Source organism: Streptomyces sedi (assembly GCF_006335015.1).
GTDB lineage: Bacteria > Actinomycetota > Actinomycetes > Streptomycetales > Streptomycetaceae > Streptomyces > Streptomyces sedi.
Window position 1 is genome coordinate 47,183 of sequence record NZ_VDGT01000030.1, and the last position, 12,952, is coordinate 60,134.

At 71.0% G+C, this 12,952-nt stretch carries 9 protein-coding genes; 3 read left to right on the plus strand and 6 right to left on the minus strand.

Annotated elements, in window-relative coordinates; all coding sequences use genetic code 11:
* The first annotated feature begins 117 nt into the window (after positions 1-117).
* Together FH715_RS26745 and FH715_RS26750 are read left to right on the plus strand one after the other, a co-directional pair.
* The gene (locus FH715_RS26745; protein WP_139649854.1) at positions 118-582 is read left to right on the plus strand and encodes a nuclear transport factor 2 family protein; all 465 of its coding nucleotides are present in this window, start codon (positions 118-120) and stop codon (positions 580-582) included.
* Positions 582-1,424 carry an NAD(P)H-binding protein gene (locus FH715_RS26750; protein WP_139649857.1) on the plus strand — a complete coding sequence of 281 codons (843 nt, stop codon included), beginning with the start codon at positions 582-584 and terminating at the stop codon, positions 1,422-1,424. The genes FH715_RS26745 and FH715_RS26750 overlap by 1 nt, the downstream gene beginning before the upstream one ends.
* A gap of 1,067 nt (positions 1,425-2,491) precedes the next feature.
* Here the strand turns inward: FH715_RS26750 and FH715_RS26760 are convergent.
* The 4 genes from FH715_RS26760 to FH715_RS26775 all read right to left on the minus strand — a co-directional run bounded on the left by FH715_RS26760 (position 2,492) and on the right by FH715_RS26775 (position 10,160).
* Positions 2,492-6,580, minus strand: coding sequence for a CHAT domain-containing protein (locus FH715_RS26760; protein WP_139649859.1), 4,089 nt, complete (start codon positions 6,578-6,580; stop codon positions 2,492-2,494).
* A gap of 9 nt (positions 6,581-6,589) precedes the next feature.
* Entirely contained in the window at positions 6,590-7,255 is a 666-nt protein-coding gene (locus FH715_RS26765; RefSeq protein ID WP_139649861.1) for a hypothetical protein, read from the minus strand.
* Between the two features lie 728 nt (positions 7,256-7,983).
* Complete coding sequence (locus FH715_RS26770) at positions 7,984-9,003, minus strand: Gfo/Idh/MocA family protein (protein WP_139649863.1); 1,020 nt, start codon at positions 9,001-9,003, stop codon at positions 7,984-7,986.
* Positions 9,000-10,160: a GntR family transcriptional regulator gene (locus tag FH715_RS26775; RefSeq protein WP_139649865.1), complete on the minus strand. Its 1,161-nt coding sequence runs from the start codon at positions 10,158-10,160 to the stop codon at positions 9,000-9,002. Before FH715_RS26775 ends, FH715_RS26770 begins: the two co-directional genes overlap by 4 nt.
* Positions 10,161-10,527: 367 nt before the next feature.
* Here FH715_RS26775 and FH715_RS26780 point away from each other — a divergent pair, with 367 nt between their 5' ends.
* Positions 10,528-11,439, plus strand: a complete 912-nt coding sequence (locus tag FH715_RS26780; RefSeq protein WP_139649867.1) for a polysaccharide lyase — start codon at positions 10,528-10,530, stop codon at positions 11,437-11,439.
* 106 nt (positions 11,440-11,545) lie between these two features.
* Here FH715_RS26780 and FH715_RS26785 read toward each other — a convergent pair whose 3' ends face one another.
* Positions 11,546-12,163: a hypothetical protein gene (locus FH715_RS26785; protein ID WP_139649869.1), complete on the minus strand. Its 618-nt coding sequence runs from the start codon at positions 12,161-12,163 to the stop codon at positions 11,546-11,548.
* The gene (locus tag FH715_RS26790; protein WP_139649871.1) at positions 12,160-12,399 is read right to left on the minus strand and encodes a hypothetical protein; all 240 of its coding nucleotides are present in this window, start codon (positions 12,397-12,399) and stop codon (positions 12,160-12,162) included. The genes FH715_RS26785 and FH715_RS26790 overlap by 4 nt, the downstream gene beginning before the upstream one ends.
* Positions 12,400-12,952 lie beyond the last annotated feature (553 nt).

Here is a 12,952-nt window from a genome sequence, read left to right on the forward strand (position 1 = left end):
GTCACGGGAGGGGCGGCCGAGCCTCACCCCGCCGGTCCGGGGCTCAACCGTCCGTTCCGCGCCCGCGGTTCCGCCGTGCAGGGTGGCCCGGCCGGTACCCGACCGCGAGGAGAAGAGATGCCCGCTGATCCCGAGGAGACCTTCCGCCGCATGATCGACCTGATGCTGGCCAAGGACATGAACGCCGTGGCGGACCTGTGGGCGCCCGACGGCGTCGCGGAGTTCCCCTTCGCGGCCGGGGGTTCCCCTCGCGTTCTCCGTGGACGCGAGGAAGTGCGCGCCTACCTCGCCCACTATCCGGAGCTGATGGACATGCGGGAGGTGGCCGCGCTCACCGTGCGGCCCACGGACCAGGGGGACACCGCCGTGGTGGAGTGGACGGCCACCGGCCGCACCGTGGCCACCTCGCGGCCCTACCGCCTGGACTATGTCGTGGTGCTCACGGTCCGCGACGGGCTGATCGCCCTGTACCGGGACTACTGGAGCCCGCTGTCGGCGGCCAACGCCGCCGGGGGGCTCGCCGAGCTGCTCGGCTCGCTGGAGGGAAAGCGGGAAGGGAAGCGGGAAGGGGAGAACGCCTGATGGCCGGGGTGCTCGTGACCGGAGGGACGGGCAGGACCGGGAGGGCGCTGGTGCGGCGGCTTCGCGGCACCGGGGTGTCGACGCGCGCCGCCAGCCGGAACCCGGCCGCGGCCGACCCCGACGCGATCCGCTTCGACTGGAACGACCCGGCCACGCACGGCCCCGCGCTCGACGGGACCGACCGGGTCTTCCTGGTCCCCCCGGTGGAGAGCGTGGACCCGCTGCCGCTGGTCGAGCCCTTCCTCCGCCGCGCGCGACGGGCCGGCGTCCGGCGCCTGGTGCTGCTCGGCTCCGCCATCGTGCTGCCCCACGCGCCCAGCGCCGTGGAGATGGCCGCCCAGGTCCGGGCCCAGCCCGGAGGCGTCGTACTCCGCGCGTCCGGCTTCATGCAGAACTTCCTGCGCCCGCACCCACTGGCCGACCGCATCCTCCGCCACGGTGAGATCCGCACCGCGGCCGGCGACGGCCAAGTGGGGTGGGTCGACGCGCGGGACGTCGCGGCCAGTGCCGCCGCGCTGTTGGCGGACCCGGAGGTGGAGGCGCGGAGCGACTACCTGATCACCGGGCCGCACGGGATGAGCTATCCGCGGGCCGCGCGGATCATCACCGCGCGGACCGGCCGACGGGTGCGGGTGGAGCGTGTGACGGAACGGGAGCAGGCCGCCGCCTACCGCGCCTCCGGGATGCCGGCGGAGTTCGCCGACGCCCTCGCCGCCGTCGAGCGCGGCATCGAGGAGGGACGGGAGGACCAGGTCAGCACCGCGGTGCTCGAACTGACCGGCCGTCCGCCGCGTGCCTTCGCCGAGTTCGTCTCCGCTCACGCGCACGAGTGGACGCCGTAGCGCCCGAGCGACGGCGCCGCGCGGTCGGCCGGTCGGCCGGTCGGCCGGAGCGGTGGTCCCACCGGCCCGCGGTCCCCCGGGAACCCGCCGGACGCGAGGCGCCCGGGAGCCGGCTGTTCGCTCCCCCGCGCCTCGGGGCTGGAAGGTCCAGGGGCCGGGTGGGGGCGTGCGTGACGGGTCCTGGCACCAGCACTGCCGCAAAACTTCGACGTCGCCGCCGGTCTCGGCGGTGAGGCGTGCCGCGGCCCAGCCGTTCCAGTACACGCCGGAGGGGAACCCCGGGACCCGGAACGCGGCCTGACCGGTCGGCAGCCGCTCGGGGAGGAAGGCGACCTGTTTGATCTGGCCGTCGCGCTTCCTGGGTCTGGACGAGCGGCGGGTGTCCACGCAGTCCACCGGCTCGGGGAAGAGCGCCAGCAGCGGCTCCTCCCCCGGCTCGTCGGTGTGCACCGGCACCAGTTCGGCGTCGGAGAGCCCGTCGCCGAGCAGTGCGACCAGCCGTCGGCTGAGCACCGGTGCTCCCGGGTAGGCGCTGGGGAACTCGGCGGCCGGCTGGTCCGCGTCGTCGCTCCAGCGCGCGGTGACCTCGGTGGGCCGGTCGGCGGACGAACGCGTCAGCTGCCAGCGGGTGATCCGCCGCAGCGGCAGGTCGTCCAGGCGGAGCGTGCGCCGGGTACCGCCCAGTCCTGGCAGCAGGCGGTACACGGCGAGGGCTTCGGGGGCGGCCTCGCTCCTCACGCGGTCCAGTATGCCGCGCGGCTCGTCGCCCGGGCGGGCGCGGATCGCGCGGTGGCCCGCGTCCTGCGCCGAGCCCGTTGGCCACCATCTGGTTGAGCTGGGCGTCGAGCCGGCCGAGGAACCTGTTGGTGTGGGTGACTACGTAGGCGCGTGCGTTGGGGCCGGCGTCTGCCACCTCAGGCGAACGTGGTCCCCTCCACGACCGTCTCGCCTTCCGCAGCCATAGGAGTTCCGAGGCGCACCTGGCGCGGAAGAGGGTGTCGACAACGGAACCCAGCAGAACGGACGGGCCCGCGTGGAGGGCCTCTCCCAACTGCCACAGACACGACTCAGGGGCCTATGTGAACGTATGCGGCCCACAGCAGAGGGTCGGCGAAGCGTTGGCGGATGTGGCGAACAGCCGCGTGGAGGGCATATGCGGAGCGGGCGGGCTGCAGACGATCGGCGGTGTCGGGGGAACGCAACTCGGCGTAGAAATGGCTGGTCAGTTCCTGAGCCGCCGTGTCCTCGGCGACCCACTGCGCGGCCACGATGTGGGCGAATCCCGCGAGTTGGAGGGCGCCTGCCAGATGCAACGCCTCGTCCGGCAATCGTTCGGGACCACGGGCGGTCTCGCAGGCCGACAGGAAGGCCAGTTTCGCGGCGCCGAGCCGGAGGCGGGCGATGTCTTCGACGGTGACCAGCGCGGGTCGCCCGTCCCGGTGGCAGAACAGCCCGCTTCGGGCGGGGCTGGCCGGGTCATGGCGGGCATGCCCCGCGAAGTGCAAACAGGAGTGGTGGGGCAGGGCCGTGAGGATGGCGCGCTGATCGATCGTGGTCCCCGCCAACAGCCGGCGTTCCTTCACCTGTGCGACCAGCCGCAGCGCCTCCTTGCGAGCGAACGGCAACTGCCGCAGCCCAGGGACGTCGGCCTGGTCCACCACCAGGATTCCACCCCCGTCACCGCTATCGGCGGCTCGGTCCCCACCGCCACTTCGGCCGCCACCGGCCCGCCTACGCGCATCTGTCAGGGATCTCAGCGTCGTGGCGTACGAACAGACGTACTTTTCGGGGACGTCGCCGACAGCGTGCAGGGGGAGAAGAGCGAGCAGGCCGGTGGGGCACCACCACAAACGTCCCGACTCCTGTCCAGCGGACCGCATGACGGTCAACACCGGCTCCACGACTGTCTCCCTGAGCCATTCCAGGGTGCTCTTCAGGACGCGGTTGGCTTCGTGCGGCGAGGAGCCAGCCGAAGATAACGCGGCGAGCAACCTCTCTGTCCGGGCCCGGATGCCGTCAGCGTCCTCCAGGCTCAGGTTCGGCAACGGCACCGTCCGCACCCTGTCCCGCGTGACGACGAACGCGTCGCAGCGTAGGAAGCTCGTGTTGACGACCACCACGGTCCCGTCGGCTGCCGAGGCCCGCAGTTCCTCGGGAGTGGGTGGGTACAGATGATCGTCCAAACCGAGCAGACGGTATGCCTCGCGAATCAACTCATCGAGCTGAGCCGCCATTTCGCGGCGTTCGCGGGCGTCGGCCCGTTGTTCGTGAGCAGATGCCATCGGGTCGGCGAAAGGAGCGTCGGCCGAGTGGAGGGCCCGGTAGATCTCCCCGATGCGCCCGGCAAGCCCGGGCGACCGCTTTTCCAACTCCGCCATGCCGAAACGGGGGGCCACGGCTTGAGCAAGAAGCACCCCGCGCCCCGACTCCAACAACTGCAGGGCCACCTCGGGTGTGCCTCCGTACAGGGCAGCAGCAGCCGCGTCGCAGGCGATGCTGTCCGAGACAGCCAGCCCACTGACGCGGTCCTCCAACTCCAGGCCGTGCCAGGCCAGCAACGGCAGCTGGGCGAGGGCCACTCGGTAGGCGTCGACGGCCTGTCCCCAGTCCTGGAGCAATGCGGCCCGCAGCGCCCAGTGCGCCGAGACGGAGAAGGCCACCCGATGCGGCACGCCGTCGACGGCTGCCGCTTCCCGAAACAGGGCGCATGCCTCGGCGAGTCCGTCATCACCCGCACCGCGCGCGGCAGCGAGGGAGTATGCCTGTGCCAGCGCCACGAGAAAGGAGACGCGGCACGCGTCATCCTCGGACGTGTCCCTCAGTCCGGCCTTCGCCGCGTCGATCGCCGCAGCCTGGTCGGCGGCGGCGCGCGTCAGCGGATACCGCGTGATGTAGGCGATGGAGAGCCCGAGCAGCGCTTTGCGCCAGGCCGGGTGACTCTCCGGGGCCGCGGCCAGAGCCTCCTGGCAACAGCGGACGGCCTCGTTGATGTCACCGAGCCGTTCCAGCAGCCGCGAGCGGTCCAGGAGCACCGCTGCCAGATTTGTCAGCGCCGCGAACCGCCACACACCGCCCCGCGGCAGCGTCTGCACAGCCAGCCGCCCGGCGTCGACCGCCTCGTCCAACTCCTGGATCCTCTGCGTACGCTCGTGTCGTTCGGCCAGGACGAGAGACAGGGTGCTGGCCGCCTGACCCGCGCGCTGGCTGCCGGGGGCCGCCGTCTCAACGGCTTCGCGCAGCACCTCGGCAGCCTCGTCCAAATCGGAGACCGCCCCCGACCGCTCATATGCACGACGCAGTGCCACGCCCAGGTTCATCAGCACGACTGCCCGGTCGTGCGGCGGTGTCCCGGCCAGCAGTCCGCCTACGGCCTCGCGAGCAGCCCGAACCGCCGCCTCCAGGTCCGCCGCCATGCCCAGCCGGGTATAGCGATGAGTCAACGCCGCTCCGAGGTGCGAAAGCCACTTCGAGTGTTCCGGATCACCGGCGGGGGTGACCCGTACGGCCTGCTCCGTCAGGGCCACCGCGCGGTGCAGGTCGGCCTGGCTGTCGAGGCGCTCGGCGCGCTGCCGCAGGGTCATCCCGAGTGTGGAGAGCACCTGCGCGGCCCGCAGGCCGCCCATCTTGGCACCTATGGCCTCGGCTCTCTCCAGATATCGCACAGCCTCGTCCAACAGGTCCACGTCGCTGGAACGCTCGTACAGCATCACGAGGGCCGTGCCGAGGTTGAATAGCACCGGTGGCGCCTGTCTCTCCTCCAGCGCCCGCGACTGCGCCGCCTCCCGAAGGACAGCGACAGCACGCTCCAGCGCATGGGAGGAGTCATTCCGGCCCGCGTGCGAGTGGCGGGTCGCCCGGGTGAGGTAGGTGATTCCCAATTCGGAAAGACTCGCGGCACGTTCCGCACTGCCGATGGGCGATCGGCGGCAGACGGCTTCCAGCGCCGCGATGGCAGCTTCCCCGCCATCATCGGGGCTCGCGGCTCCACCACTCGTGTCTTCCATGAGGCGGTACCGGGTCACCCTCGCATCGGTCAGCAGCGCCTCGGCCCGCTCCCGCTCCGTCCCAGCGACGGAAGCCAGGGCCCGCTCGGCGAGGTCGACGGCGGCGTCGCCGTCCGCCGGGTCCAGGGACCGCCGGAAGCGCGCCAGGTAGGCGCTGCCGCACTGCAGGAGGTAGACCCCGACGACGTTACCCTCGCCCGACTGAAGTGCCTCCTGGCAGCGCTCGATGACCTCGCCGATATCTCGGGGATCATACGTTCGACCGCACCGAAGCATCAGGAGCGTCGTGAGCAGCCACATCCGCCGCGGGCGTGCCCCTTCTGGGAGGGCCAGCACATCGCCGCGTTCGGTGTCCACCAAGGCATCGACCTCGGTGTTGTCCTGGGCGAACTTCAGCACGCTCTCCATCACGAGGGCCAAGTTGCCCAGATACAGGGGGTATTCCGGATCTGTCAGGGAGCACCGGTTCGCCGCCCGCCGGGTGTGGACGAGGGCTCCACGCAGGAAGTCGGTGCGCTCACGGGGGTTCTCGGTGCCGAGAGCTCGCTGGTGCAGGGCCACGCCGAGGTGGCTCAGGTACATCGCGAGTTGCGGGTCACGCGGGTCCGCCGTGCGCACAGCCTCGTGAAAGGCCTCGGCTGCCCTGCGCGCGTCCAGGAGGGCACGGTCGCCGCCCCTCCCGGCGCGAAAGAGGAGAGCCAGGCCCAGGTGCGAGTGGAAGAGTGGAAAAGGTCGAGGCGCGGCCCTCACCGCCGTCGCCGCGCACGAGACGGCTTCGTCGAGGAGGCTGTCCGGGCTCGATGGCCGGTTCTGCACCAAAGCGATGAGAGCACCCGCGAGGTGGCCGTGATGCATCCAGGAGTTCGGATCGATGGCGCGCGTGCGGGCCACGGCCCGCCGCCCGGAGTCCACCGACGCATCCAGGTCAGCCGCATCCCGCCGCACCACGAACCGGTCTCGCAACGCGGCACTGAGATGGGACAACGCGACGGTCTGGGTGGGATGGCCCTCGGGTAGCAGATCACACGTTCGCTGGAGGAGGTTGACGGCCTCTTCCAGCGCGCGCGGATCACCAACCGCGCCCCAGCGCGCGTACTGCTCCAGAGCCCGGGCGGCGAGGCGTGTCGCGTCGCCTTCTCGTGACGTGCTCACCGCGTCAGCTCACCCTCCGTCGGTAGCCAACAGGAAAAACACCGCGCCGAACACGACGAGCAGCGCGCCGAACATCGTGTACAGCCTCGCCCGGCGCAGAACCCCGCGCACCTGCCAGGCGTGCGCGAGTTCCACCAGGGCCCGACGGCGGGCGGCGGCGCGGGCGATGTTGGCCTGGGCAGCCGCAAGAGCGTGTTCCAGTTCGTCGCGCAGCTTTGCGTCACACTCCCGGGTCAGACGCGCCTTCAGGTTGACGGCCACCGTGGTGTGTAGCCGGCACGCCCGGCCGAGTTCCTCCACCGTTGTTCCGAACGGGCCGAAGAACAGTTCCGGAGCGGCATCGATCTCCGCGCGCAGGTCAGCCAAAGCGGGGTCTCGGATGGACTTCAGCGTGGTGAAACGTGGTGTGAGCACTTCAGCGGTGCTCCAAATCGCCCAGAAAATCCCCAGCGACGCTATGGCGAGCCCGCCGCCGGCCAACAGGGCGTCGCGTGAATCGTGGATCTTCCCGATGGCGGCCAGCGGAAAGCCGGCGAGCAGTAGTCCGCCGACGGCGGCGTACGCCGTGATCGTCCAGCGCGCCACGGCGCGCATGTCGGCAACGGTGGCGTCCGCATGAGTGGCCACGACCGCCTGCTCACCGATCGACGCCGCGGCATTCCGCGGCTGCGACATCGCGGGAGACGAGGCGCTGACGGTCACACGGAACTCGCATCGTCGTCACGCCGGAACCGCAGCTCCGAAGGGTCGCCATCGTCGGGCAGCTCCACGTAAAGCCGCCAGGCCGTACCGTCGTAGTACTCCACCCGGCCCTCGTCGTCGACCCGAACGGCGCCTGGTTCAGGAACCTCATCCGCCCCGGATACGTGTTCAGACATATGTGAGCCCCCACACAAAGCCCTTTCCGTCAGAAAAGCGTACCCTCAGCAACCGTCCGCATGCAGGGGTACGTCCCCGCGCGGATGACGTCGAATCGGAGCTGCCGGTCGGGCGGGAGACCGCCGCGAAGGTCGAGTGGTACTCCCGGTCCTACTCCCGGTCCTCAGCTCAGAAGCATTGGGAACGGCGAGGAGTCTCCCCGCTGCCCGGATGTCTTGGCGACGTGGGGGCGGCGGCGTTCCCACTGTAGGGCCCCAGGCTCAGTTGCTGTTCCGCGACATCGAGGCGCTTCTCAGCGAGAGCGACGGCATCTACCTCACCTGGTACCGCAGAAGCTGGACATGTCGAAGAGGTCGGAGGAGAAGAGCGCTCGGAGTCGACACTCGCGGCGAACAACAGCCAGAGCCCGGGCACCACGGCACGCGGTTCGACTCCGGTGCGGCGGCCGTCGGTCAGCGCGAGGCGGATCGCCCCGTCGAGTCCGGCTCCGGGGCACCGGGGCACGGGTGCTGAAGGCCCCCGGTTCACGGGACCACCGCGTCCTCGCCGGGTATCTCGACCGGGTCGCCGAGGCGCGCCGAGTCGTAGACGGCCAGCGCGGCCGACACGACCGACCGACCGTAGGTCCCGTCGGCGTACCGGCCGCCCCGGCCGCGGGCCGCCGCGACGAATCCGTCGAGCTGGGCCCGGAAGGCCGGGCGCGGGTGGTCCCGGTCGGAAGGGAGGAGGCCGACGGACTCCCCGTCGCGCAGCAGGGCCAGTCCGTTCGTGCGGGAAAGCCGCAGGGTGGCCGTCTCCATCACCACCTCGGTCTCGTCGAGGTAGGGGGCTCCACGGCTGGTCAACGTGAGGTTCGCACACACCCCGTTGGAGAGTTCCAGCAGCGCGAGCGCGTCCGTCTCCACCTCCATGCCCGGACGGCCGCGCACGACGCCGCTGACGCGCCGGACGAGTGCGCCGCCGAACAGCTGGACGCGGTCCAGGCCGTGGGTACCGACGTTCAGCACGATGCCGCCGCCCGCGAGCGCGCGGTCGAAGAACCATCCCGGCCTGGACCCGGGGGCGTAGTGGGACGAGCGCTGGTGGGTGACGAGCAGCGGTGCGCCGTACTCGCCGGAGCGGATCAGCCGCCGGGCCTCCCGCACCATCGGGTCGAAGTGGATGATGTGCGCGACCGCCAGCAGCGTTCCGGCCCTCCGGCAGGCCTCGATCATGCGTGTGCAGTCCTCGGCCGTGGTCGCCATCGGCTTCTCGACCAGGACGTGCAGGCCCGCCCGCGCCGCGTCCAGCACCATCGGCGCGTGCCACGCGTGCGGCGAGGTGACGATGACGGCGTCGAGCCGGGAGCGCGCGAACATCTCGCGGTGGTCGGTGTACACGGGGGCGTCGAAGGGCGCGGCGAGCCTCGCCGCCGCGGCACGGTCGATGTCGCAGACCGCGGCCGGCCCGCGGACCGGGCTGTCGGCGAGAGCGCGGACGTGCTCGGTGCCGACGGTCCCGGCGCCGACCACTCCGACGCGGAACGGGACGGCGGGGGGTGTCACGCGGGCCCCGCCGGCGGGTGCTCGGCGGCAGGCGGCTTGGCCCCGCAGGAAGCGCGGACCACCAGCCGAGGCTGGAGCTGAACGCGGTGGGCCGGCGCCCGTTCTCCTCGCTCCAGGCGGTTCAGCAGCAGCTGCGCCGCCAGGGCGCCGACCTCTTCCTTCGGTGGGGAGACCGCGGTCAGCGGAACCTCGCCGACTTCGGCCACCTCGTCGTCGTACGCCACGACCGCGAGGTCGTCCGGCACCGTCAGACCGTTCTGCCGGGCGTGTACGACGAGCGCCGCGGCGTCCCGGTCGCCGTGGCAGAAGACGGCGGTGACGCCTTCCCGCGCGCAGTGGCGCGCGTAGTCGGCGGTCTCCGCCGCGGTCCACTCGTTCCGCCGGACGACCGTCCCGTCGGCGAGACCCACGTCCAGCAGTCGGGCCGCGTCGGCGAACCCCTGGTCCACCCTCTCGCTCGTGCCGGTGAGCAGCCGGCCCATGAGGCCGATCCGCCGGTGGCCGAGCGCGCGCAGATGCCGGATCGCCCGGTACACCCCGCCGGCGTGATCGGTCACCACATAGGTGGTGGGGTCGTCGGGGGCCGGACGCGGTGGCTGGCGTTCGACGAGCACATAGGGCACGGGCAGCCGGCCCAGGCGGTCGACGTAGCCCTGGGGGTCCTCCATGAGGTGCAGGTTCGGCACGAGGAGCAGCCCGTGCACCCCGGTCTCGCACATCGCCCGCAACTCGCTGTCCTCGATGCCGAGGTCGTACTTCGACGAGGCCAGCAGGACGCTCGCCCTCGCGTCGCGGAGGACGCGCTGCATCCCCTCGACGACGCGCGGATAGTAGTAGGTCGTCGACGGCACAAGGACGCCGACAAGGCGCCTGTCGCCCACCGGCTTCGGCCTTTCCGCCGCTGACGGCCCTGCGTCGGGCCGAACGAAGGTGCCGGAACCCTGCCGGCGCCGCACGACGCCTTCTTCCACCAGCTGACTCACCGCTCTGCGCAGTGTGTTGACGCTCACCGAGAGCGCTTCGGCGAGGTCGCGCTCGACCGGCAGTTGCTCTCCGGGTGCCCAGGCACCCGCGGCGATATCCCGGCGCAGCCTCTCCGCCACCTGCCGGTACTTGGGTCCTTCAGGGAAGGAATCCTCACCTCCGCGCGCTCTCACGCCGATGACATTGCATCAAACCATCTCTTGCGTCAACGAGTTGGCGATGCTTTCGTGGTCGCAGTCTTCAGGCGGCGCACCATTCATTCCTTTCACAGGCATGAATGTGCGTGCAGAGGTTTCGATGAACGAGAACGATCGTGAGCGGACACCGCTCGACTCCGGGGTGGGCGCTCTCGCCCTCGGCGCACCCCACGCGGTTCGCGTTCCCCGGAGCACGGGGCTCTGCCTGCCGGTTCGCGGAGAGCGACCGCGGGCGCGCCGCCTGCCGACGGCGGCTCAGCGAGGAGTGCGCGTTGATCGCCGACGCCCTGCCGCGCCGGCTCGCCCGATCCCCCACCCCCACCGACCCGGAACGAGGTACCCCGTGAAATTCAAGAAGGCGCTACTCCCCGGCGCTGCCGCGGTCGCGGTGCTGGTCCCCGCGGTGCTCGCGCCGCAGTTCGCGGGGGCGTCCGCCGACGTCGAGCAGTCCGCAGGGTCGGCCAAGGAGAACGGCTTCGAGGCGCCGCCCGCCGGAAGCCCGTACACCCTCGACGCGTGGGCCGAGGACGGCTGGAGCGCCCCCTGGTCCCTCGGCATGGACGACCGGACGGTCGTCGACGACACCGAACCGGCGCACAGCGGTGACAAGTCCCTTCGGGTGCTCTACCCGGAGGGGGTGATCGGCCCCGAGGACTCCGGGGCGCAGGCCCCCTTCGAGCTGGAGGACGCCGACGAGTACTACCTGTCGATGTGGATCAAGTTCGACGAGGACTTCAGCTGGGGAACCACGCGGTTCTCCGGCAAACTCGGCGTCGGGCTCGCGGGCGGTGGCGCGTGTTCCGGGGGCATGGACTGCGACGGGACCAACGGCTTCAGCTCCCGCTTCATCTGGCACCGCGAGAACGGCGAAGCGGCGCTGTACTACTACCACATGGACAAGGAGGATGAGTACGGCGACTACCTCACGCTCCAGCAGAACGGCTCGGCCGTCGAGTGGCCGAAGGGCGAGTGGGTCAACGTCGTGCAGCGGGTGAGGGTCAACACCGTCACGAACGGCCAGGCCAACCACGACGGTGAGATCGAGCTGTTCTACAACGGCGAGCCCGCGGGCGGGGTGGACGGGCTGCGCTTCGTCAGCAACGACGACAAGGTCGACAAGGCGTACTTCAACAGCTTCGCGGGCGGCGCCACCACCGAGTTCGCCCCGCGGAACGACAGCTACATCTGGTACGACGACATCAAGGTCTCGACGGATCCGTCGGACATCTGCGAACTCGACGGCAGCTGCGGCTGATCCGGCGCCCCGTGCCGGGAGGGTGCCGCGCCCCCTTCCGGCACGGTCGCCGGAGCCGTGGCAGGCGCTGCCGCACTGCCACCGGGCTCCGCGCGCCGGGGGCGCGTTACGGCTTCTCCTCGACGGTCCCCGCCTCCAGATCCCGCCGCCGTGGTTCGACGACCGCGGTGGCGCGTACCGTGTCGGCGAGCCTGTCGAGGGAGGGACGCAGGGAGCGGCTCTCCCCGCGCGGACGCCACTCGTCGATCGCCACGGGCAGTCCGGCCTCCCGCTGGATCCTGTCCGAGAGCGCCGCCAGGTAGCCCGGGTCGCGCACGCACGTGATCAGGATGACGGCATCGGAGCCGGTTCTGGGCAGAATGTCGAGGAACTCGTCATCGAACTCCGCCGTGAGGCTTCCGTGCTCGCTGGGCGCGAACATCGCGAAGACGCCGATACGTGTGCCCTCCGGGCCTGTCACGTGGAGCAGCGGTTCTCCTATGTCGGCTTCAGGGTGCGGTTCGGCGCGCTCGCCGTCCTTGAGGGACAAGGAGACGGCGTCCCGAACCCGGGCCTCGAAGAGCAGCGTGTCGACCAGCACCAGCAGTGGATCGGTGTAGTCGCCGCTCGCGGTATCAGTGAGGAGCTGCATGAGCCGGGCCGCATCGCCGTTGGGGACGCGGCCCGCGACTTCGCTGACCTGCCGCGCTCGGCGTATGCCGAAGTACAGCTCGATGTCCTTCACCGCACCCGGTGCAGGGACATCCCGATGACCGCGACGATCAGGAACGCCACTCCGCCGAGGACGAGCGTGACGCTGCCCGCGTCACCTTTGCCCAGGAAGACGGAGGCGACGCCGACTCCGGTGAGCACGACGCCGAACCCGCTTGCGGCGGCACGCTCCCACCGCCCGAGCGGAGCCGCGTACGACGCGTCAATGTTCGGCTCCTCGCCCGAGGCGACGCTCTCAGTGTCCGACATACCTCCGACGGTATCGCCATCTGGCCCGAGACGACGCGGAGTTGACCGGCCATCAGCCTTGGTCGGGGGTGCCTCCATGTCTTTCGTCAAACGGTGTGGGGGTTCCGGGGGCGCAGGGGGTTCCGTCGCGGAGCGCGGCGAAGGGGACACCGATGCGGCGGCGGCCAGCACATCGCTCCGCTGACGCTCCGGCGAGGTGGTGGCCGCCGCCATCCGTGGCAGGCGCCGCACTCCCAGCGGGCACCCGCCGCACCCGTCATACGGTCACTCGACCACTCCCAGGCCTGTGTCGTGCTTCGCCTCCCCACTCCGCGTCGCACGGGGTGCGGGGAAGCGGCGGTGTCGCCTCGGGAAGGGCTTGGCTACCCCAGGAAGCTCAACCGCACCTGCCGGTGCGGGTTGTCGCCGTTGGTGTCCGCCAACCTCCGCTAAGAGCTCGTAACACGATCATGGTGTGCGGTGTTTCAGGCGTCGCCAGCAGATGAGGCCGCTGGCGAGGGAGACGAGGGCGTTGTGCAGGTCGAGTCGGCGTTCCCAGCGGACGGCCAGGCGT